This window comes from Arthrobacter sp. GAS37 (genome assembly GCF_044908325.1).
Lineage (GTDB): Bacteria > Actinomycetota > Actinomycetes > Actinomycetales > Micrococcaceae > Arthrobacter > Arthrobacter ramosus.
The window spans coordinates 17,100-38,431 of sequence record NZ_JBIYDB010000042.1; the positions used below are offsets into that span (position 1 = coordinate 17,100).

The 21,332-nt window shown below is 63.0% G+C and carries 22 protein-coding genes; 8 read left to right on the plus strand and 14 right to left on the minus strand.

Annotated features, from left to right (window positions below; genetic code table 11):
• Window positions 1–3: 3 nt before the first annotated feature.
• From ABH924_RS21430 to ABH924_RS21440, 3 genes are read right to left on the minus strand one after another with little or no spacing between them, the layout of a single operon-like run.
• Complete coding sequence (locus ABH924_RS21430; RefSeq protein WP_234754103.1) at window positions 4–957, minus strand: hypothetical protein; 954 nt, start codon at window positions 955–957, stop codon at window positions 4–6.
• Complete coding sequence (locus tag ABH924_RS21435) at window positions 954–1,661, minus strand: cytochrome b N-terminal domain-containing protein (protein WP_404502058.1); 708 nt, start codon at window positions 1,659–1,661, stop codon at window positions 954–956. Before ABH924_RS21435 ends, ABH924_RS21430 begins: the two co-directional genes overlap by 4 nt.
• Complete coding sequence (locus ABH924_RS21440; RefSeq protein WP_404502060.1) at window positions 1,658–1,828, minus strand: hypothetical protein; 171 nt, start codon at window positions 1,826–1,828, stop codon at window positions 1,658–1,660. The genes ABH924_RS21435 and ABH924_RS21440 overlap by 4 nt, the downstream gene beginning before the upstream one ends.
• Window positions 1,829–1,991: 163 nt before the next feature.
• On the opposite strand from ABH924_RS21440, the gene ABH924_RS21445 reads away from it, so the two are divergent.
• On the plus strand, window positions 1,992–2,435 hold the full coding sequence (locus ABH924_RS21445) for a pyridoxamine 5'-phosphate oxidase family protein (protein WP_404502062.1): 444 nt from the start codon (window positions 1,992–1,994) through the stop codon (window positions 2,433–2,435).
• A gap of 10 nt (window positions 2,436–2,445) precedes the next feature.
• Here the strand turns inward: ABH924_RS21445 and ABH924_RS21450 are convergent, their stop codons facing one another.
• The gene (locus ABH924_RS21450; protein ID WP_404502064.1) at window positions 2,446–2,889 is read right to left on the minus strand and encodes a pyridoxamine 5'-phosphate oxidase family protein; all 444 of its coding nucleotides are present in this window, start codon (window positions 2,887–2,889) and stop codon (window positions 2,446–2,448) included.
• Between the two features lie 207 nt (window positions 2,890–3,096).
• On the opposite strand from ABH924_RS21450, the gene ABH924_RS21455 reads away from it, so the two are divergent.
• Window positions 3,097–3,333 (plus strand): hypothetical protein, encoded by a 237-nt coding sequence (locus ABH924_RS21455; protein WP_404502066.1) that lies wholly within the window; start codon window positions 3,097–3,099, stop codon window positions 3,331–3,333.
• Window positions 3,334–3,369: 36 nt separating this feature from the next.
• On the opposite strand, the gene ABH924_RS21460 is transcribed toward ABH924_RS21455, so the two are convergent.
• Both ABH924_RS21460 and ABH924_RS21465 read right to left on the minus strand, forming a co-directional pair.
• Complete coding sequence (locus ABH924_RS21460) at window positions 3,370–5,805, minus strand: HAD-IC family P-type ATPase (protein ID WP_404502068.1); 2,436 nt, start codon at window positions 5,803–5,805, stop codon at window positions 3,370–3,372.
• A gap of 40 nt (window positions 5,806–5,845) precedes the next feature.
• A complete protein-coding gene (locus ABH924_RS21465; protein ID WP_404502070.1) occupies window positions 5,846–8,254 on the minus strand; it encodes a phosphoketolase in 2,409 nt (802 codons plus the stop codon).
• 277 nt (window positions 8,255–8,531) lie between these two features.
• Here ABH924_RS21465 and mgtA point away from each other — a divergent pair, with 277 nt between their 5' ends.
• Window positions 8,532–11,234 carry a magnesium-translocating P-type ATPase gene (gene mgtA / locus ABH924_RS21470; protein ID WP_404502072.1) on the plus strand — a complete coding sequence of 901 codons (2,703 nt, stop codon included), beginning with the start codon at window positions 8,532–8,534 and terminating at the stop codon, window positions 11,232–11,234.
• Between the two features lie 27 nt (window positions 11,235–11,261).
• On the opposite strand, the gene ABH924_RS21475 is transcribed toward mgtA, so the two are convergent.
• Entirely contained in the window at window positions 11,262–12,434 is a 1,173-nt protein-coding gene (locus ABH924_RS21475) for an acetate/propionate family kinase (protein WP_404502074.1), read from the minus strand.
• Window positions 12,435–12,609: 175 nt separating this feature from the next.
• On the opposite strand from ABH924_RS21475, the gene ABH924_RS21480 reads away from it, so the two are divergent.
• Window positions 12,610–13,488, plus strand: coding sequence for a universal stress protein (locus ABH924_RS21480; protein ID WP_404502076.1), 879 nt, complete (start codon window positions 12,610–12,612; stop codon window positions 13,486–13,488).
• A gap of 33 nt (window positions 13,489–13,521) precedes the next feature.
• On the opposite strand, the gene ABH924_RS21485 is transcribed toward ABH924_RS21480, so the two are convergent.
• From ABH924_RS21485 to ABH924_RS21495, 3 genes are all read right to left on the minus strand, one after another.
• Window positions 13,522–14,589, minus strand: a complete 1,068-nt coding sequence (locus tag ABH924_RS21485) for a zinc-dependent alcohol dehydrogenase family protein (RefSeq protein ID WP_404502078.1) — start codon at window positions 14,587–14,589, stop codon at window positions 13,522–13,524.
• Between the two features lie 60 nt (window positions 14,590–14,649).
• The gene (locus ABH924_RS21490) at window positions 14,650–15,114 is read right to left on the minus strand and encodes a pyridoxamine 5'-phosphate oxidase family protein (RefSeq protein WP_234754113.1); all 465 of its coding nucleotides are present in this window, start codon (window positions 15,112–15,114) and stop codon (window positions 14,650–14,652) included.
• A 64-nt stretch (window positions 15,115–15,178) separates the two neighbouring features.
• Window positions 15,179–15,649, minus strand: coding sequence for a pyridoxamine 5'-phosphate oxidase family protein (locus ABH924_RS21495; RefSeq protein ID WP_404502080.1), 471 nt, complete (start codon window positions 15,647–15,649; stop codon window positions 15,179–15,181).
• A 178-nt stretch (window positions 15,650–15,827) separates the two neighbouring features.
• On the opposite strand from ABH924_RS21495, the gene ABH924_RS21500 reads away from it, so the two are divergent.
• A complete protein-coding gene (locus ABH924_RS21500; protein ID WP_404502082.1) occupies window positions 15,828–17,543 on the plus strand; it encodes a GAF domain-containing protein in 1,716 nt (571 codons plus the stop codon).
• Window positions 17,544–17,560: 17 nt separating this feature from the next.
• On the opposite strand, the gene ABH924_RS21505 is transcribed toward ABH924_RS21500, so the two are convergent.
• The 3 genes from ABH924_RS21505 to ABH924_RS21515 all read right to left on the minus strand — a co-directional run bounded on the left by ABH924_RS21505 (window position 17,561) and on the right by ABH924_RS21515 (window position 19,373).
• Entirely contained in the window at window positions 17,561–18,256 is a 696-nt protein-coding gene (locus tag ABH924_RS21505; RefSeq protein ID WP_404502084.1) for a response regulator, read from the minus strand.
• Between the two features lie 174 nt (window positions 18,257–18,430).
• Window positions 18,431–18,874: a pyridoxamine 5'-phosphate oxidase family protein gene (locus ABH924_RS21510; RefSeq protein ID WP_234754117.1), complete on the minus strand. Its 444-nt coding sequence runs from the start codon at window positions 18,872–18,874 to the stop codon at window positions 18,431–18,433.
• A 55-nt stretch (window positions 18,875–18,929) separates the two neighbouring features.
• Window positions 18,930–19,373 carry a universal stress protein gene (locus ABH924_RS21515; RefSeq protein ID WP_404502086.1) on the minus strand — a complete coding sequence of 148 codons (444 nt, stop codon included), beginning with the start codon at window positions 19,371–19,373 and terminating at the stop codon, window positions 18,930–18,932.
• A 206-nt stretch (window positions 19,374–19,579) separates the two neighbouring features.
• Here ABH924_RS21515 and ABH924_RS21520 point away from each other — a divergent pair, with 206 nt between their 5' ends.
• A complete protein-coding gene (locus tag ABH924_RS21520) occupies window positions 19,580–20,308 on the plus strand; it encodes a VIT family protein (protein WP_234754139.1) in 729 nt (242 codons plus the stop codon).
• Between the two features lie 213 nt (window positions 20,309–20,521).
• Here ABH924_RS21520 and ABH924_RS21525 read toward each other — a convergent pair whose 3' ends face one another.
• Window positions 20,522–20,665, minus strand: a complete 144-nt coding sequence (locus ABH924_RS21525; protein WP_404502089.1) for a hypothetical protein — start codon at window positions 20,663–20,665, stop codon at window positions 20,522–20,524.
• A gap of 32 nt (window positions 20,666–20,697) precedes the next feature.
• Between ABH924_RS21525 and ABH924_RS21530 the strand changes: the two genes are divergently transcribed.
• Window positions 20,698–20,844, plus strand: a complete 147-nt coding sequence (locus ABH924_RS21530; RefSeq protein WP_404502091.1) for a hypothetical protein — start codon at window positions 20,698–20,700, stop codon at window positions 20,842–20,844.
• The gene (locus ABH924_RS21535; protein ID WP_404502093.1) at window positions 20,811–21,065 is read left to right on the plus strand and encodes a type II toxin-antitoxin system death-on-curing family toxin; all 255 of its coding nucleotides are present in this window, start codon (window positions 20,811–20,813) and stop codon (window positions 21,063–21,065) included. The genes ABH924_RS21530 and ABH924_RS21535 overlap by 34 nt, the downstream gene beginning before the upstream one ends.
• The last annotated feature ends 267 nt before the right edge of the window (window positions 21,066–21,332 follow it).

Consider the following 21,332-nt stretch of genomic DNA (forward strand, 5'->3'; position numbering starts at 1 on the left):
GGACTACCGGTGCTTGTAGTAGTCCCTCCAGATCAGCCGGTGCACAGGGATGCGGCGGGGCAACGACCTGAGTCCGGGGATGAAGGGCACCAGGGTCAGGAGGAGCGTCAGGATCACCATGGAAAACACGACGAGTACGTCGGCGTTCGGCGATGATTTGAACGGTTCCACTTGGTAAAGGGCGGAGAAGAGCCAGAGCCAGGACTGGCCGGGGTAGTTCCCCGTTTCATTCATCATTCCCCACTGGTCGCCTGTCAGATGCTGGGCGTCGGCAAGGCCGGGGAAGTAGCTGCCGTCGCCGAGGAACAGAATGCTGGCTTTGTAGTCGGTGTTGTAGAACAAACCTTTTGCGCCCAGCACCGGATCAAGGGTCCCTTGCTGCGCCATGGCCAGAAGGGCTCCGGTGAGGGCCGGTACCGGGCCGTAGTCGCCGGCCGGAACCTTCGCCGGGTCGTTGTCCGGGGCTTTGCTGAGTGCGTCCCCGTACGCGGCGGTCCAGGCGGTGTGTTGGGCGTCGCTAGCCTTCGTCCATTCGTCGATGGCGGCCGGGGGTGTTGGAAGGGTTTGGAGCGGGCCGATGACGAGGTCGTTGCCGGTGTCGATCGGGAGCCGTACGCCGGAAAGGCTTTGCAGATCGATCGGGCCGAGTTTTTGCGAGGCATCGGGCGTCGAATTGTAGGGTGGTCCGTACCCTGCTGTGCGGCTGGTGCCTCCAAGTTCGGCGGTGGCGGTTGCCACGAAATCCGCGGGCTGGGCCTGCGCCCATGACTTGAGGGTCACACTCGGGTCGTCCGGCGAGCTGAAGACCGCGGAGAGGCCGAGAACCAGCAGCCCGACAACGACTACTCCAACAGCGAGCTCCTTGAACAGGTCGTATTCGCGCAATGTGCCGCCCCATGGCCTGCTGGCGATGTCGTTCCGTGTGCGCCACGAGGTTGATACTGGGGTTTTTGTCATTTCTTGTCCTCGACGTCCGCGGCCGGGTTTGGTGTCGCTGGGCGTAGTTGGGCGTCGGATGCGTCGGCCTCCAGCGGAGGCACTACGCCGTGCATCCGGACGAGCACGACGTGGAGGGCGACGACGACGGCGACGGCCAGGGGGAGGAGCGTGACGTGCCACATGAGTAGTTGACCTAGATCGGCGACGTTGAACCAGGCACCTATACCGACGGCGTTGAGGGCGTCTTTGGCTTGGAAGGCAATCCATTGCGAGTCAAAATTTGTTTGAAGCAGGTATCCGGTGAAGGCCGTTACGATCGAGACGACGAACGCGAGCATCCCGGTGATCCAGGTCAGTACGCGCCCGCCTCGCCAGGCTGCCATCCAATATTTGCCCCAGAGGTGGATCACCATGAACATGAAGAACAGTTCAACGCTCCACAAATGGGTGCTGTTGATGAAACGGCCAAGACTGGAGACATGGAACCAGGTGGGACCGTTCAGTGCCAGCACGATGCCGGATCCAATGATGTAGACGAGGGCGGCAACGGCACCCATGCCGAAAACGTATATCCAGGACGATACGTAGCTCGGTTGGCCTTCGGGAAGCAGCTTGTCCGGCGGCAGCCGGCGCAAGGCCCAGCCCCGGGCCTTGCCTGTCCAGGTGGAAAAGCGTGGCTCGCCGCCGTCAGCAGTTGAAATAGGCTCATGGTCAACGGTCATTTCCGGCTCCTTCGGCCCGGAAACGGAACGACCAGAGCGAGAACAAATAACGCGACCATAATGGCAATGACCATCAGATTGCCGAATTGGATCAGGAAATCACCCCACTGGAAATAGATTCCGGGATCCGGCATTCCAGCATCCGACTGTTTGATTCCGAGCATCATGGCCTCTTTCGATGAAGGGCGTTCCTGAGGGTGAGAACCTGTCCTTAGAACGAAACGCTACAAGGTTGCTGTCCAACAAACACGGGTCTAAGGGCCCTATTGGATGATGCCGGCCACGTGCATGCTTGAATCGCAGGAATACCGACCATCGAAAGGACCGGCCATGTCACCGGATACCGCAAACCCCGTGGAAGTCCTTGACCAGGAAGAATGCTGGAATATCCTTTTGGGTGCGACGTTGGGGCGATTGGCATTAAGCATCGCCAACGAACCCGAGATCTATCCGATCAATTTCGTAGCCCACGACGGAAAAATCCTGCTCCGCACGAATCCGGGGGAGAAGCTGTTCGCGCTCACGATCAACAACCAAGTCGCCTTGGAGATTGACGGGATAGGTAGCCAATCCGTCTGGAGCGTCGTGCTTAAAGGCAAGGCACGGCAGCTGGAGTCCGGTGCCGAGATTGAAGCCGCCGAAAGGATTCCCCGCCAACAATTGACCTCTACCAAGAAGCGGGTTTTCGTTGAAATCGTCCCGACGTCCATCACCGGGAGGCGCATTCACCGGGGACCGGAAGATGACGAACTGGCCCCGAGCGACTTGTACTGAACGGGCCGGTTCACTCCAGGTGCACGCGGCGTCCGGTGACCATCTGTGCCTGGATCCGGATAAAGAGGTTCCTTGCCCCGCCGGCCCACGGCTCGGCCATGACTTTTCCCCATAGCCGGGTCAGTAGATCCTTGTCCTCAACCTGGGAGGACGCCCCGGTGAGCAGCACCGACCAACCCTCGCTCCGGTCGGCACGCGAATCGTCGATTTGAAAGGACGCCTCGGGTGAAGGGACTGAATCCGCGATGGATCCGTCGCTGGCAGTGCGGAAGTAAATGGACTGGCCGTCGACCAGATAGTTCACGGGCAGGATCACCACCCTGCCTTGCCGAACAAAGCCGAAACGCCCGGTGGTATTTGAGCGCAAGAAGTCCCGGCACTGTTCCTCGCTGAGTTCTTCCGCTACGTGCAGTCCGCCGTCAACGCGGCCTGCGTCCATGCTGGGGAGTGACACGTCTGCTCCTATGTCATCTAGCTCTGGTCCGTCGTTCGGGTACGCAGCCTCGGGTATGAACACCCGCGACTCCCTGCAGCCTATTGAGCCCCCTTCCCCTGCTGTAGTGCCGAAAGGCCCGGCGGTGTGACCAAATGCCCTGTGGTAGGGGCAGGGAACGAGCAACACTGGATGTAAGCAGGCAATCCAGAGCAAAGGAAATTGGCCATGATGTATGGATGGGGTGGAGGCATCGGCATCGGCGGTTGGCTCGCCACGGGGCTGATGATGCTGCTGTTCTGGGGTGGCATAGCCGCCTGGTGGTCCTCCTGCTGCGCGGGAACCACGCGGGCGGACGGGGTTTCCACGGGCCACCGGATGATGATTCCGAGCGTATCCTCAATGAGCGTTTCGCGCGGGGCGAGATCGACGAAACGGAGCTCGCGGCGCGCCGCGCTGCTCTAAGGCGCCGGCCGTGAGGAGGCTTCCCTCGGTCCGGGGCTATTTCCGGGCGTTTCGCCGGCCCTGGAATTGGTGAAGGGGTTCAATAGCGAGGATTCCTCCGAGTCCGCTTCCAAGCGCCGCAAGGAGAAGATCGTTCGGGGGCCATTCCAAGCCGAAGAAGTCTTGGAGGGGGGGCACGGTCAGCACAAAGACCAGGCCAAGGTACATCGCTCCGATGATGGCTGCGCGTCGCAGGTTGAGTGGGCGCGAAATGGCTGCCAGTGTCCACAGGCCCGTGAGTGAAAGCGTGAGAACCGAGGCTGTGCGGGTGGCACTGATTGTGTGGCCGCCGACAGCCATTGCGTAGACGTTGACGCCAAAGACGGCGGCAGCGACGATAAGCCCTGCGGGTACGGCGAATGAGAGGGAGCGTTTAAGGAATCCCGGGGAGTAGCGGCGGGTATTGGGCATGAGGGCAAGGAAGAACGCCGGGATTCCGATGGTGAGGCCGTCGGTGGCCGAGAGCTGGCGTGGCAGGAACGGGAACTCCATGAGGAGTGATCCGAAGGTGACGGAGAGGACGATGGCGTAGGCGGTCTTGCTAAGGAACAGGACCGAAACCCGTTCAATATTCGCGATGACGCGTCTGCCCTCTGCGACCACTCCGGGGAGCCTGTCGAAGCGCCCGTCAAGGAGAACGAGGCGGGACACGGCCTTGCTGGCAGCCGCGGCCGAACCCATGGCTATACCGATGTCGGCTGCCTTGAGCGCAGGTACGTCGTTAACCCCGTCCCCGGTCATCGCGACGGTATGGCCGCCACGCTGCAGCGCAAGGACCATGTCCCTCTTCTGTTCCGGGGTGACGCGCCCGAACACCACATTATTCTCCAGCACTTCAAGCACCAGTTCCGGATCCTTCGGCAGTTTCCGTGCGTCGTACCCGTTTTTCGCGTCCAGTCCCACCTCGCGGGCGACGGCGGCGACGGTGCGGGGATCGTCCCCGGAGATGATCCGCAATTCCACGCCCTCCTCGCGGAAATAGCCGAGGATTCTTGCAGCGTCCGGACGCACCTTCTCCCGGAAGGTCAGCAGGCAGATCGGGGCGCAGCCGGCCGGCGACTGGGCATCGTCGGCGCCCTGAACCGGGAGCGTTCCAGACGCATGAGCCAGTACCAAGGTGCGCAGACCGGAGGAAGCCAGGCGGGCCGCCGCCTCAAGGACGCGCGCTGTGCCTAAGGTGTCACCGCGAAGGACCATTTCCGGAGCGCCCAGTACCCATGTGCCGGAGACGAATTGGTCCGCGCCGAAAGTGACGGCGCTCCACTTGCGGACAGATGAGAACGCCGCCGTCGAGAGCGGGTGAAGGCCCTCCTCGGATGGAAATCGCTCGGCGAGGCAGCGAGCGGTGGCATTGGCCTGGGGGTCCGCTCCGAACCAGCCTAGAACCTGCCTCCACCCGGAGTCCGGGGACGCACTGGTTTCGTGGATGGCGTCGAAGACAATCCGACCTTCGGTGAGCGTTCCCGTCTTGTCCAGGCAGAGCACGTCCACACGGGCGAGGCCTTCGACAGCTGCCAGTTCCTGGATCAGGACTTTCTGACGGGCCAGCCGTATCCCGCCGACGGCGAAAGCGACGCTTGTGAGGAGCACCAGGCCCAGCGGGATCATCGCAATGACGCTGGCGACCGCACCCACGGCACCCGTACTCCAACGTCCCGTGGCGATGGCTTGCTCCCAGCCGCCGTTGGCCTGCATTTGCCCGTTGACGACAAGGACCATGACAGGCAACAGCAGCCAGGTGATCCAACTGAGGACCCTGTTGAGACTGTTGCGGATCTCGGAGTTGACCATGGAGAACCGTTTGGCTTCGGCGGTGATGTTGCTGGCGAAGGAGTCGGCGCCGACTCGGACCACCAGGGCCCTGCCGTGGCCGGCTACAACGCTGGAGCCGGAGAGCACTTCCGATCCCGGTCCCTTGCTCACGGGATTTGATTCGCCCGTCAGTAGCGATTCGTCAATTTCCAGGCCGTCGCCATCGATGATGGACGCGTCCGCGGGCACTTGGTCGCCGACGCCCAGCAGGAGGATGTCGTCGCGGACGACGTCCTGCATGTCAATATCTTGCGCAGTGCCGTCGCGAACCACGCGGGCGAGGGAGGCGTTGAGAATCGCGAGCCGGTCCAATGACTTTTTGGCCCGGTATTCCTGAACGACACCAATCAGGATATTGCCCACGGCAGCCAGTCCGAAGAGCGCATCCTTCCATTGGCCCAGCAGAAGCAGGAGTGCAAAGCTGCAGCCCACAATGGCGTTGAACAGCGTCAGAACGTTCCCCCGGAAGATCTGCCACAGTGTTCTGCTTGGACTACCGGAAACACTGTTGGCCAGTCCTGCTTCCGTTCGGGCCATGACCTCAGCGCTGGACAAACCGGGTTCGATGGGGGAGCGGATACCTTTAACGCCGGGATGGTTCAGGGCTGGCTGGTGGGTCACATGTTTCCCTCGTTGAGAATAGCTGCCTCTCGAACAGACGTTAGGGACGAGGCGGTGTCCAGACCCAGTCGCGGATCTCCGGGAGGTCCTCGAAGTGTTCGCGGATGTACAGCGTGTGTGCGTCGAGCTGACTGCGGCAAAAGCCGGCCAGTTCATCCGCGCCGGGGACCTGGCGGTGGACGCGACGCAGTGCTTCGAGGACCAAGTGGTAGCGGCTCATCTTGTTGAGGACCACCATGTCAAAGGGTGTGGTGGTGGTTCCTTGTTCGTTATAGCCGCGAACGTGGAACCGCTCCGGCTGTGGCCTTCCGTGCAAGAGCTGGTGGAGGGCCCGTGCGTAGCCGTGCCAGGCCATGATGACTTCTCCGTCAGCGGTAAAGAGTTCCACGAATTTCTCCGGGGACATGCCGTGGGGGTGGATGTCGCGGGGCGGAAGGACCATGGCATCCATGACGTTGACGACGCGGACCGTAAGTTCAGGGAGATGCTTTTGCAGTAGCCAGGCGGCGGCCAGCGTTTCTTGGGTGGGGATGTCTCCGGCACAGGCCATGACGACGTCGGGCCCGGCGCCTGCAGCACCAGGCTCCTCGTTGCCCGCCCAGGACCAGATGGACGCGCCCGCCGCGGCATGCTCCCTGGCCTCCTCGAGCGTCAAGTACTGCGGGTGGGGCTGCTTGTCGACGACCACCAGGTTCACGTAGTCCCTGCTGCGCAGGATGTGTTCGGCGGTGACGAGAAGCGTGTTCGCGTCCGGCGGCAGATAGACGCGGGTGACCGTCCCTGACAGGGACAGCACAGTGTCGATCAATCCGGGCCCCTGGTGGCTGAATCCGTTGTGGTCGTTGCGCCAGCAGGTGGAGGTCAACAGGATGTTCAGGCTCGGCACCGGTGCGCGCCATTCAAGTTCCCGCGCGTGCTGGAGCCATTTGGCGTGTTGGATGGTCATCGACGCGCTGACCATCGCGAAGGCCTCATAGCTGGCGAAGAGGCCATGGCGCCCGGTGAGCAGGTATCCCTCCAACCAGCCTTGACACAAATGTTCGGAGAGGACTTCCATGACCCTGCCTCCCGCTGAGACGTGGTCTCCGGGGAGGGCATGATCGCCGTCCCTGGCGGGCTCCAGAAGGCAGCGGTCGGTGGCCTGGAAGACAGCGCCGAGCCGGTTGCTGTTGGTTTCGTCGGGGCAGAAGAGCCGGAACCGGGGATCGTTGGCCGTAGCGATGTAGATGTCCCGGAGCAGTTCACCCAGGGGCCTTGTGGTCTCATGGATGACCGATCCCCGGGGCGCCGGCGGCAGCGCGTACCGTCCCAAGTCGGGGATTCCCAGGGGAGTGCCGGCACCGCCCCGGCCCGCGCGTACGGCGCTCATGCGAAGACTGCCTTCCGGGGCAAGCGCGGCCAGTTCGGGGACGAGCCGGCCCGCGCTGTCGAAGAGGGTTTCCGGCCGGTAGGAGCGCATCCAGGCCTCCAGCTGGGCCAGGTGTCCGGGGTTCTCGCGGACCCCTGCCAGGGGTACTTGGTGGGAACGGAAGGTTCCTTCGACGGGGAGCCCGTCGACCATGGCCGGCCCGGTCCACCCTTTGGGTGTTCGCAGGATGATGGCAGGCCACCGCACCGGGCCGTGTGCACCATGGGTGAGCGCCTGTGATTGTAGTTCGCGGATGCTCGCATACGCCGCGTCCATCGCTGCGGCGAGGGCGTGGTGGACAAGCTGGGGATCATCGCCGGAGACGGTCACCGGATCCCAGCCATGGGCCCTGAGCAGCAACTCTACGTCCTCGTCGGATCTGCGGCCTAGAACGGTGGGGCCGGAGATCTTGTGCCCGTTCAGATGCAAGATCGGCAACACGGCACCGTCCCGGGCCGGGTTGAGAAAGGATGGCGCCTTCCATGATCCTTCCAACGGGCCGGTCTCGGCTTCGCCGTCGCCGATAACGCAGGCCACAATCAGCCCGGGGTTGTCCATGGCGGCGCCCGTGGCGTGCATCAAGGAGTAGCCAAGCTCGCCTCCTTCGTGGATTGACCCAGGAGTAGCAGGGCCGACGTGGCTCGATACCCCGCCCGGTGTGGAAAACTGCCGGACAAGCCGCAGGAGCCCGGGGACATCCATCTCCACCTTCGGATAGATCTCCGAGTAGGTGCCCTCAAGGTAGACATTGGCGACGACGGCGGGCCCACCGTGGCCCGGACCCGCAACGAACAGGACCTCGGCTGAGGTCCGTCTGATCAGCCGGTTCAAATGCGCATAGACAAGCGACAATCCAGGGCTGGTTCCCCAATGCCCCAGAAGGCGCGGTTTGATGTGGCTGGGCAGCAACGGTTCCCGCAGCAGGGGATTTTCCTGGAGGTAGATCTGGGCCACTGTGAGGTAGTTGGCCGCGGACCAATACCGGTCCAGCAGCTCAAAGTCCTCACCCCCAGCCTCCGGGATGGCGGTTGTTGTTTCCATGTGGTTGCCTCTTCCGGGGTCGACGGCGTGCCGAATGCACGCGTTTCTGGCGCCTGGACAGTCTGGTCTTCACAGTGCTGGTCTTCACGGTGTCAGATACACGGCGGGGCGGTTAGGGCCATAGGGCCCTAGGCTGCGCCGCAGCGGCACCCCACTCATAACTCCACCTAAAGCGTGGTTGTCCTCGCCGAGAGGTGGTTCGTCAACCACCTCTCCCCAAGCCGTACCCTTATCCCAAGGGCGACTCCCTCAGACGATGCATTCGAACGGATACGGCATGTCAGATCTCAACGTCCAGGAGCGGCACTCCCAACAGTTGCCGATCACCGACGCCGCGTGCCTTCAGCCGGACCAAGTGCTGGATCACCTGGGCTCCAGCCTGGCAGGGTTGACCACCAAAGAGGCCTCGGAACGCCTTGCAGAACTCGGCCCGAACGCGGTGCGCACGCACCGGGCCAACGGGTGGGCGGTGTTGGGCCGGCAATTCGCCAGCCCCATCCTCATCCTGCTGATCATCACGGCCGGGCTGTCCCTTTTCCTGGGCGATGCCACGAATTCGATCGTGATCGGCGTGATCCTGCTGGTCAGTGTGGGCTTGGGCTTCACCAATGAATTCCGCGCCGAACGGGCCTCCGAAGCCTTGCATTCCCGGGTGACCCACCGCGCCGTCGTGCTCCGCGACGGAACCACGCAGGACGTGGACGTCACCGCTCTGGTGCCGGGCGACGTCGTACACCTGAGCCTGGGCGCCATCGTCCCCGCCGACATCCGCCTCCTGAGCACCAAGAACCTCCTCTGCGACGAAAGCATCCTGACGGGGGAGTCCCTGCCGGCCGGCAAGGATCCGGCGCCGGTGGCGCCCGGCTCGTCCTTGGGCGACCTTGCATCCTGCGTCTTCATGGGCACCGTCATCCAGTCCGGCGGCTGCACCGGCGTGGTGGTGGCCACCGGCGGCCGCGCCGAATTCGGCCGGATCGCGCTGGGCCTGGGACAACGGCAGCCCCAGACCGAATTCCAGCTTGGCCTGAAGCGGTTCTCGTTCCTGCTTTTGCAGGTGGCTATCGGGCTCACCACGCTGATCTTCATCGCGAACCTGCTGCTGCACCGTCCGCTGATCGAATCGTTGCTGTTCTCCCTGGCAATCGCCGTCGGCATCACGCCGCAACTGCTGCCCGCCGTCGTGAGCACCAGCCTCGCTACCGGCACACGCCAGCTGGCCCGACGGAAAGTCCTGGTCAAACGACTGGTCTGCATCGAGGACCTGGGCGACATGGACATCCTGGTCACCGACAAGACCGGCACGCTCACCGAGGGGCGGATCAGTTTCACCGGCGCGCTCCCCGCCTCCTCTGACGTGTCCGACGTCGGACTCCTCACCTTGGGTTTGCTGGCCACCGAAACCGACTACGCCGAGGCCAAACGATCCACGGCCGGGCAGAACCCTCTCGATGCCGCCCTCTGGGAAAGCACCGGCGCGGCACTCTTTGATCCCGCCCGCTTTGAGCGCCTCGACCTGATCGACTTCGACCACCAGCGCCGGCGCACCAGCGTGCTGGTGCGGGAAGCCGGCGGCCCGGCGCGCCTGGTCACCAAGGGTGCCCCCGAAGATGTGCTCGCCCTCTGCGGGCCGACCTCGGCCAGCGTGCAAGCCATGCTGGACGAACAGTTCGACGCCGGATCTCGCGTCGTCGCGGTGGCCACCCGCCCAGCGTCGGGGCTGAGTCGCATCACACCCGATGACGAAAAGGACCTCGACCTGGCTGGCTTCCTCGTTTTCCTCGACCGGCCCAAGGCAAACGCGAAAGGGTCCCTCGAACGGCTGGCCACGCTGGGCATCTCCGTGAAAATCGCCACCGGGGACAACGCCAAAGTCGCCGAAAAGGTGTGCTCCGTGCTCGGTGTGGTCTCCGGCGGAACCCTCACCGGTGCGGACGTGGACGCCCTGTCCGATACTGAGCTGGCCGCCACCGCCCGGGAAGCCACCATCTTTGCCCGCGTCTCGCCCGAGCAAAAAGCCCGCATCATCACGTTGCTGCGCCAAAGCGGCGGGGCCGTGGGTTTCCTGGGGGACGGCGTCAACGACGCCCTGGCCTTGCACCGCGCAGACATCGGGATCTCCGTGGACAGCGCCACCGACGTCGCCAAGGATGCTGCCGACGTAGTGCTTTTGGAAAAGGACCTTGGCGTCCTGGCCGAAGGCGTGATGGAGGGCCGGAGAATCTTCGCGAACACCATCAAGTACGTGCTGATGGGAACGTCCAGCAACTTCGGCAACATGTTCAGCGCGGCCACGGCGTCGGTGGTGCTGAGCTTCCTGCCCATGCTGCCGGGGCAGATCCTGCTCAACAACCTGCTCTACGACAGCGGCCAACTGGCCATCCCGGGCGACCGCGTGGACAAGGAACAACTGCTGGCACCGTCGCACTGGAACATCGCGTTCATCCGGCGCTTCATGTTCCTCTTCGGGCCGATCAGCTCAATCTTCGACTTTGCGACCTTCGCCCTCATGCTGTTCGTCTTCAACGCCGTCCCGGGGGAGTTCCGGGCGGGCTGGTTCATCGAATCCATCGCCACGCAGACCCTCATCATTTTCGCCATCCGGACCCGGAGAGTTCCGTTCCTGCGCAGCCGTCCCTCGCTTGGTCTGTTGAGTGCATCCCTGGCAGTTGTGGCCGCGGGGATCTTCCTGCCGTTGTCACCGCTGGCAGGTGTGCTGGGCTTCGATCCGTTGCCGGTGCCGTTCTTCCTGGCGGTACTGGGAATGATCGTTATCTACATGGTGATGGTGGAATTCGCCAAGCAGTGGTTCTTCGCCCGGGCCGCGCAGCAGTTGCCGGGCGTGCCGACGCCCGTCCGCCGTCGCCCGGAAACCCACCACATCTCCCGCCGCGCCGCCCGCTTCAGCGCGCCTGTTGCCGCGGTTGTGCCAGTGCCTCCATTGCGTCGGCGGCTTACGGGTCTGCTTCCCGATTCCAGCTGAACCGTCCGTCTCCGGCGGAATCCGTTTCTATTCGTTGATGCTTCGAATCGGTGGATCATCCGAAAGTACGACGGCGGCCGTTGCCTCCGCGATGGCGCGTTCCTCGTCGCTCGGGACGACCAGGGCCGGAAACCTTGATCCGTCGGTGCTGATAACGCGGACGCCGGCTTCGCCGGAGTCGTTCCTGTCCTCGTCGATGAAGAGGCCGAGAGGCCCGAGCAGCGACATGACCCGCGACCTGAACTGGACGGAATGCTCACCGATACCGCCTGTAAAGACCAAGGCCCCAGCCCCGCCGACCACCATGTTGTAGGCGGCGATATATTTGGCCAGCCGGTAAGCGGCCATGTCCGAGGCTAGAACCGCACGGGGGTCCCCGTGTCGCACAGCGTCCTGGACCGTGCGCATGTCGGATGAACCGGCCACGCCCAGCAGCCCTGCCCGATGGTTGAGGAGCTCATCGATCTCGTCCGGTCCAAGGCCGCGGCGCTGCAAGAGAGTGACAACAGACGGATCAAGATCGCCGGAACGGGTACCCATGACCAGTCCCTCCAGCGGTGTCATACCCATGGACGTATCGGCGCTGCAGCCGTTCTTGATAGCGGTCACAGAGGCGCCATTGCCAAGGTGCGCGACAACGGCGTTCAGTGAACTTACCGGGACGCCGAGGAACGCCGCCGTGTCGCGGCACGCCATCTCGACGGAGATCCCGTGGAAACCGTAGCGCCGGATCCCGTGTCTCGTATAAAGGTCCTCCGGAACGGCGTAGCGGGATGCAAACTCAGGCATCGTGTGGTGGAATGCCGTGTCGAAAACGGCGACCTGCGGAGTGTCAGGCCAGCGGTCGGCCGCTGCCCGCATGCACGCCACACTTGCCGCGTTATGGAGCGGCGCCAACTCGCCAAGTTCCTCTATTGCCCCCATAACGTCCCGGGTGACGCAGACGGGCGAACCGAAGCGTTCCCCACCATGCACCACACGGTGACCGATGGCCTCAAGGGGCCCTCCATCCGTTTCGTTATCAATCGCCGCGTCGACCACATCGAACACAGCACCAAGGAAACCAGAACCCAGCGGGCCCTCCTGCGGCCCATCAACCACTCGATCAAGCAGGAGAGCCGGGCTCGTTCCAGATGCTCCGATGCGCCGCACCTGGTATTTCAAGGATGAGGAACCCGGATTCAATACAAGGATCAGCAAGACGATGTCCTTTCGCGAAGACAAGCAGCACCGGGCCACAAGACGCGACACCCCTTGAGGACCATAACCCGGCACAAGCGCCGGGCGGGAGGGTCTTCCGGCCCTAGCGGGTCACCGGCGCGGCCAATGACACTGGAAGAAGATGACTGCAGCTTGCTGGAAGGCGCCTGGGCTCGTGAAGAAACAGATTCTTGTTGGAACGGATGGGTCGGCGGTGGCCGGTATTGCGGGGGACTGGGCGGCGGAACGCGCCCGCGATCTGGGCCTTCAGCTTAACTTCGTCCATGCGGTTCCCGAGCTGTGGGCGTTCCCCGAGAAAGCCCTCCACGAGAGCGCGATCGCGCAGGCCAAAGACTTGCTGAAGAGCGAGGCGTCCCGCGCCGCGGTACGGGTTCCCTCCCTGGATGTGGTCACGACCCTGTGCTCCGGAGAACCCGCGGAGAGCATGCGGACGCTCTCCGTGGACACTGAAATGGTCGTTGTGGGAACTGACCGGCGACCTGACAGCCACGGAGAAGGGTTCGGCTCGGTCAGTTTTCAGATCGCCGTCATCAGTCAGTGCGCGGTCGTGGTCGTCCCTGCCGCTTCAACGCAGGAATCAACAGGGGTAGTGGTTGGCGTCGATGGCTCAAGCGATTCCGATCTCGCCGTCGAGTGCGCCGCCAACGAAGCACAACGGATGAGGCAGGGTCTGACGCTTGTCCATGCCGGTCGTGAAACCGGACCTCCTTCTCCTCCTGGGAGCTCTGTCCACGGAGATCCTCCGGAGCCTGAGCTCGACGGGCGCACGCTACTGTCCGCATCGGTCGCGGGCCTGTCCGGGCGCTACCCGGGCCTGGTCGTGCACGAGATCCTGGACCACCAGCATCCCCCGGACGAAGCGCTCCTTGACGCCAGCGCCCATGCACGGCTCTTGGTCATAGGGTGCAAAGGAAGAGGCGGGGCCCGCGTGCTCGTCGGCTCGGTTGCCCAGCACGTCTTGCTCAATGTCCAGTGCCCCACGTTGATAACCCGCCCGCCGGTGAATCCAGCGCCGGCTCCGGATGCGTCGTGATCTCTGACCTTTCAATGGCTCCTTTCCGGGCGTCTAGTGGTCAGAGCCCCGGCTGAGGATGACCTTCAGGGCGTGCGTTTCCTTTGCCCTCGAGAACGTGTCGTAGGCATCCAGGATTTGCTCCAGCGGGAAGTGGTGGGTCGCGAATTTCTCAGCCGGGATTTTGTGCTGGGCCACAAGCCGGAGAAGCATGGGGGTGGTGTTGGTGTTGACGAGTCCCATGCTGATGGAAATGTTGCGGATCCAGAGTTCCTGCAGACGTAACTCAACAGGCCTGCCGTGCACCCCAACGTTGGCCACGTTTCCGCCCGGCCGCACAAGGCCAAGTGCCATATCGAAGGTGTCCGGGATCCCCACAGCTTCAATGGCAACGTCCACGCCGGCGCCGTCTGTGAAGGCCATGACGTCCTCGATCCACCCGGGATTGTCCGGGTTCACGACTTCTGTTGCGCCGAATTCCCGGGCCCGGGCCAGGCGCCCCTCATCAGGGTCGATCGCGATGACCGTCGCGGCACCGTGAAGTCCTGACGTGAGCATTGCCGCCAGGCCGATGGGGCCGGCACCGACGACGGCGACAGTGTCACCTGGCTTGATCCGCCCGGCCTGGACCCCGATTTCGAATGCCGTGGGCAGAATGTCGGAGAGCATGACGGCTTGGTCGTCGGTGACCCCGGCAGGCAGCTTATAGAGGGAGTTCTCCGCATACGGGACTCGCACGTATTCTGCCTGAGTCCCGTCGATGAGATGGCCGAAAATCCATCCTGTTCCGGGCTGGCCTTCCTCTCCGGAGCAGTGCGAGTAGAGGCCCTTCTTGCAGTTGCTGCAGTGGCCGCAGGATTTGATGCAGGAGATGACCACTCGGTCTCCGGTCGTGAACCCGGTGACGGAAGCACCTACTTCGGTCACGGTGCCTACACCTTCGTGTCCTAGGACCCGCCCCTCTTGGACTGCCGGCACGTCACCTTTGAGGATATGCAGATCGGTTCCACAGATCGTGGTGGTATCGATGCGGACGATGGCGTCGGTGGGGTGGAGGATACGAGGTTCCGGAACATCGGTCCAAGACATCTTTCCAGGGCCGGCATAGACGAGCGCTTTCATTGTGGATCCGTCCAATAGGGCAAGCACTACCTTTGGGGGTGCCGGCCAGCAACTGCAGGGTCAGTGGAACAGCTCAGAGCGGGCATCCCACACTGGTGTGGCCCAGATGTCAGGCCGGGTGGTCTTGAACCGGCGTCCGGTGACAGCATCCCAGGTCAGGCGCAGATAGTGGCTTTTGGTGCCTGGTTGCCAAGGGTCCAGATGCAGGGCATCGGCGGCGGCCGTTTCCTGCCGGTCGAGAATCAGATGGGCCGAACCGCGCACGACGACGCTCCAGGCCTTCCCGGAGCCAGCATCGAAGCCATCGATTTCCAGTGCGCAAGGGTCCCGCATGGTGCTCCAGAATTTCGTGCCGATACCGGTCCGGAAGACGATGGAGCCGTGGTCCACGACGTAGTTCACGGGGAAGATGTCCGGATGGCTCTCGACGATCACGGCCAGCCTGCCCACTGTCGATTGGCCCAGTAGCTCAAAGCATTCGTCAGGAGTGAGTCTTTCAACCGGGTCCACTGATTGAGGGTTCATGAGGTTCACGCTACCGGTGGATGTCCGCCGTCGTTAGGGGCTTTAGACCCGCCGGACGCTGCGCTCATTCAAGGCCGGCTCGGGTGGCGTCGTCAAGGGGGCTCCGCCACGTCAGGGGAGGGGTGACGGTGAAGCGGCGCCCGGTGATCGACGTCGGGACGATGCGGATGAAGTGGTCTTTACGGCCCGCCTGCCACGGGAAAAGAAGCAGCCCGACTGTATCGAGCACCTCTTGGGTGAGCTTAATGGCGACGGCCTGCCCTTTCACAACCACGCTCCACGCCACCCCGGTGTCCGGGTTGACGCCGTCGGCTTCCACGGCCACGGGTGTTTCACCCAGGGCCGAGTAGAGTTTGGTTCCTTCCCCGGTCCGGAAGACGAGGGTGCCGTGGTCGACCTTGTAGTTGATAGGGAAGATGTCCGGGTGGTCTTCCACCCAGACGGCGAGGCGTCCCACCGGTACGCCACGCAACAGTTCCCAGCATTGAGGGGGCTCCAGGACCTCTGGCTCCGGTGTTGATGGTTTGTTCGTCATGTCGCAGAGGCTACGCCCGGACGTGGCGGTGGAACAGGGCACAAAGGCCCGTGCAGGGCGCACCGCCCGTTTGTCTGGAGGAAGATAGAGCGCCGGAGTAGTCTGTCATCGGATGGGCCACCTGCTTCGATGTGGGCCTTCGTATCAATGTGGGCGGCTATTGTCCGGAAGGTGGTAGATGGACGGCTCCAGTCCAGACCCTGTGCGGGCTGATCGTCCGCACGTCACCGGGATCCCGATCGAAGACCTGCTCAGGGACTTTCTGGCCCGGGCCGGAGAACTCCTTGATGCCCAGGAACACATGCGCGGCCTTCTGGAAGCGGTAGTGGCCGTTGCCGAAGATTTGAGCCTTGAGGCTGTGCTGGACAGGGTCGTGACTTCAGCCTGCCGGCTGTTGCACGCCCGGTACGGGGCGCTTGGAGTCATCGGTGAGAACGAGTCGCTGAGTCACTTTGTCACTGTGGGCATCGATGAGGAACTTTCCCATCGCATCGGGCCGCTGCCGACCGGGCACGGCGTTCTCGGTCTGCTGATCACCGAACCCGCGCCCCTGCGTCTTCACGATCTGCGCCAGCACCCGAGGTCTTACGGATTCCCGGAGCATCACCCACCCATGAAGTCTTTTCTCGGCGTTCCGGTGCGCGTGCGCGACGTCGTCTTCGGGAATCTGTACCTGACCGAGAAAGAGGGCGGCGACTTCACTCCGGAAGACGAAGATCTGGCGGTGGCGTTGGCCGCCGCAGCCGGCGTGGCCATCGAGAACGCGCGCTTGTACGAGGACGCTCGTCGCCGCTCCTCATGGCTCGAGGCATGTATGGACGTTACGGGCCGGATGCTAGGCGATGACCGGATGGCGGAACCTGACAAGGTGGCGCTGGACCTGATCGCAGACAGGGCACTCCGTGAATCGGAATCGCAACTTGCCCTGATCCTGGTTCCTGACGGCCGGGTGGGCACCTACGGTGTCGCCGGCGCTGCGGGATCGGACGGCGCGAAATTCGCGGGGCGGATCTTGCCCATGGATTCCGCTGAAATCAAGGCTGTCGCGGCCACAGGAAAGCCAGCTTGCCTGGATGAGGCCGGGGAGATCCTCGGCAATCGCGACGGGTCTTCGTTGGGAAAGCTCCTGGCGATCGATCTGACCGCACAGGGCGCCCACCATGGACTACTGGTCCTTGTTCGCGAACCCGGGAAAGGGCCATTCTCACGGACGGACATGGAGATGGGGGCCGTATTCGGCTCACACGTTGCCCTGGCCCTGGAGCTTGATCGAAGCCACCGGCTCCGCGAACAACTGGTGGTTTTCACGGACAGGGACCGCATCGCGAAGGACCTGCACGACGTCGTCATCCAGCGGCTCTTCGCCGCAGGCTTGAGCATCCAGAGCCTGCGCCGCTTCACGACAGGCGAACCTGCATTGAACCGGATCGATGCGGTCACGGCGGAACTTGATGAGACCATCCGGGATCTTCGCAATACGATCTACTCCTTGCGGGCCAGCTCCGGTGAACAGGAGTTGTTGAGCAGCCGGATACTCCAATCGGTCCGAAACGCGTCGAAGTCCTTGTCGTTCGCTCCGCATTTGACGCTCACCGGCGCAGTCGATTCAGTGCTCGATGACGGAACTGTCGCGAACACACTTGCGGTCATCTCCGAAGGCCTTAGTAACGCCGTCCGCCACTCCGGAGCGCTGGCAATCGGCGTCTCCGTCTCGGTCGCAGATGGCATGCTGACCCTGATGATCGAAGACAATGGAAGAGGCTTCAGCGATCCCGTGCGCGGGAATGGCTTGGTGAACATGGAACAGCGGGCACTCGAGTTGAACGGCCTTTGCACTGTCAAGAGTTCGCCAGAGCAAGGGACGACCTTGGTGTGGTCGGTTCCGGCCTGCTGAACGGTCCTTCTGAACCGTCAGCGAACCGTTCCCGTATCCGTCTCTGCTCCGTGGGCCATGTAGACGGCTGCCTGGGTACGTCGTTCAAATCCGAGTTTGGCCAACATCGAGGACACATAGTTCTTCACGGTCTTTTCGGCCAGCAGCATTTGCTCACCGATCTGGCGGTTCGTCATGCCCAGGCCGACGAGTTCCAAGACCCGTCGCTCCTGAGGAGTCAGTGAGGCGACTCTGGGATCCACCCGCTGAGGCTCGGTGAGTCCCTGGATGATTTTCGCCTTCACCCCTGCGTCAAACAAGGATTCGCCCCTGGCCGCCCGGCGCAAGGCATCCAAAAGGTCCGTGCCACCGATTTCTTTCAAGACATATCCCGAGGCACCGGCAAGAACCGCACCCCGCAGGGCCTGTTCGTCATCGTAACTGGTCAGAATCAGGCAATTCAGCGAGGGATCGATGGAACGCACATCCCGGCACACTTCGATCCCGGTACCGTCCGGCAACCGGCCGTCCAGAATCGACACGTCCGGGCGCAACGCCGGGATACGCCGGGTGGCTTCCTCCGCGGAGCCGGACATGCCGACCACTTCGAAGCCCTCGCTTTCCAGAAGTTCGCGAAGTCCTCTTCGGACGAGCTCATGGTCGTCGAGGACGTACACACTGATTGGTCCCGCGCCGGAGTTCCGTGGGCCGCCTTGTGCTGCTGGCTGATTCATGGTCCTCCTGTCATGCAGTCTGTGGCCGCGGTCGCGCCGGTCCATCATCGTTTGTCCGGCCATGTCATTGTTCACGACCCTCCGACGGCTCACAATGGCCGAAGGGCCTTGTACATGGCCGGGCGCTAGCCGACGCCGGAGCGCCGTCGACGATTGGCGCCGAGAGGTCCGGACTTAGCGTAAATGCACGTGGCGGCCTGTTACGACTGCTGCGTGCATCCGGATGAAGTTGTTCCTCTCCCCGCCGGCCCAAGGTTCTTCCATGACCTGTCCCCAAAGATAGGTCAGCAACTCGGGTTCCTCCACATGCGAGGAAGGCCCGCTGGCCAGAACCGACCAACCTTCGCTTCTGTCTGACCTCGCTTCGTCAATCTCGAATGAAGTGTTCAGGCGAGGAACGGCGATCCCGATGGTTCCGGTGGCAGAGGTGCGGAAGTAGATGGCTCGATTGTGGACAAGGTAGCTGACGGGAAGGATCATCACTCTGTTGTTGTAGTTGAAGCCAAAGCGGCCTGTGTCCTGTGAGCACAGTAGCTCCCAGCAGCGTTCTTCGCTGAGTTCGTTCGAGACATGCCGGGCGCCATCAATGCGACTGGGTTCCATGTTGGGCAGGGACATTTTGTTCTCCTCTTTCCGGTTCACGCATCATGGATCCTTCGATCGTCCGTGCCGATCAATTGTTCTCCGGTGCATGGACAACGAGGACGGGGCAGAGGGCATGTGCCACACAGGCTGAACTCACCGATCCGACCAGCAGCCCGCCGAATCCTCCATGTCCCCGCCTGCCCACCACGATCATGTCGGCATCCCGGCTGGCCTCAATAAGAGACTCCCGGGTATGACCCCGGACAAGGCGGGAAACCACGTTTTCGGGCACGTCCGGACCAAATGCCTTTTCCAAGGATTCCTTGAGGATCTGCCCGGTGCTTTCCTCGAAGCCATCGATGCCCATGGCCACATAGCCGCCATAGACCTGAGGGAATTCCCAGTAAGCCGTGGCAATGACCTGCGCTCCCAACGGCACCGCAAGGTTCTGGGCCCGTTTGAGTGCCTCGATCGAGGCTTCCGATCCATCAACCCCAACAACGATCCTGCCTGTGGATGCTTCCTGGCCCATGACTTTCCTCTCGCTTCAAGGTTGATTCCCTTCTCCGTTAGCGTGGCCTGTGACTGCCCCGAGAAGTAGGGCCGAAAGTCACGGTGTCTGCCCATAGCCGTTTCGATGTTGGCCCGCAGGTCTTCCCAACAGCGCTTCAAGGACGGGCCGGATTGCCCAAGTTTCTCGGGGTACCAGCGGTGGCGAGCGCGTGGTTGGATGGGGGCATGACGGGTACGGGTTCGGAGGCGCTGCATGAGGGCGAGCCGCACCGGGTGGATTTGTCCGCGCGGTTGAACTGGTTGCGGGCCAGCATCCTGGGGGCCAACGACGGAATCGTTTCGGTCGCCGCGATCGTGGTGGGGGTTGCCGGAGCGACGGCGGGCACCGGGACCATCCTGACGGCCGGCGTCGCCGCTCTGGTCGGCGGGGCCGTGTCGATGGCGTTAGGGGAGTACGTGTCCGTCAGCAGCCAGAGGGACAGCCAGAGGGACCTTATTGCTAAGGAACGTCGGGAACTGGCCGAGAAGCCCGAGGAGGAGCTCGCGGAGCTGACGGCCCTTTATGAGCAAAAGGGATTGAGACCGGAGACGGCCCGCCGTGTTGCCGAGGAGTTGACTGAGCAGGACGTCCTGGCGGCCCATCTGGCCGCGGAATTAAACATCGACGAGGACGACGTCGTCAGCCCGTGGCACGCGGCGTTCGCTTCTGCCGTGAGCTTCGCCGTCGGCGCTGTCCTGCCTCTGCTCGGGATTCTTTTGCCACCGGCGCCATGGCGGGTTGCTGTCACGTTCGCTGTGGTGCTGGCGGCCTTGGCTGCCACCGGCAGCCTGGGTGCCCGGATCGGCGGGGGTTCGAAGCGGCGGGCCGGGTTCAGGGTAGTCATCGGTGGGGCCTTGGCTCTGGCATTTACATTCCTCATCGGGCGGCTGTTGGGAGCGTCGGGCATCGTTTGAGCCCGACACTCCGATCCCCGGCCCGCGACATTGCTACCGTGGGACGTATCCGGCTACTGGAGCAGGAAGCGGAAGTCATGCGCCGCGCCGGAGTAGGAAATCGAGAACCGGCATAGAGGCTCAGGCCGGCGGAGAACACGATCCAGGAGATGCAGGGCAGCATGAGCTGTCCTGCTGTCGTGTTTATGGGGCCGAATTGGATGACGGTGGCTGTCAAGCTCCAGACCTCCTCGAGGCTTTGCCGCCGAGTTGCACGCTTCCAAGTCCGCGCTGCTGCTCCAGGGGGCCGAGCTGGTCCTGCAACGGCACGGCCGCCGTCGCGGGATCAATGAGGGTCTGGATTTCGTGATGAGACATGACGCGGCGCTTCTTAAACGCCTTGAGGATGCATGAGTTCGTACCTCGAAATCGAGGACGCGCTGCAGGTGATCGACCGGTACGGGTTCCAGATGCGCGACGTCGGGCTGCTCGCCTCCGCCCTGGCGCGGCCGCAACGACGGTCATGGGTACGGAAGCCTATCCTCAATTTGCCCTGAAGGCGGCCGCCCTCCTCGAGTCCGTGGCCAGGTTTCATCCGCTCATCGACGGCAACAAACGCACCGCCTGGATGCTTATGGTCCTGCTGCTCTGGATCAACGGCTACCGGCACGACTTCAACACCGAAGCGGGCTTCGATCTGGTTGTGGGCGTGGCCGCCGGAAACATCGATTTGCAGCACAGCTCCATCCTGATCGAGAAACACCTGATTCGACGGTAGGTGCTGTCGAGGGGGTCCCAGGCTGGTGGCCCGGAATCCCCGATGCACAGTCGGTGGGGGAGTTCGAAGACCAAGAAATGGGGTGTCCACAATATGCACACCCTGCCCCTCGGATCGGGTCGTACATCGGCCGGACTGGCTCGTATTCGGCATATTTTCTGGAGTTCCCTGTGATGCTCCTATACGCGTCAAATTTCGGTTTGGGCTACTTGCTTGGTCCTCCGGTCGAGAGGACCCTGACTTTTCATAGCAAGTGTTGATGGCACG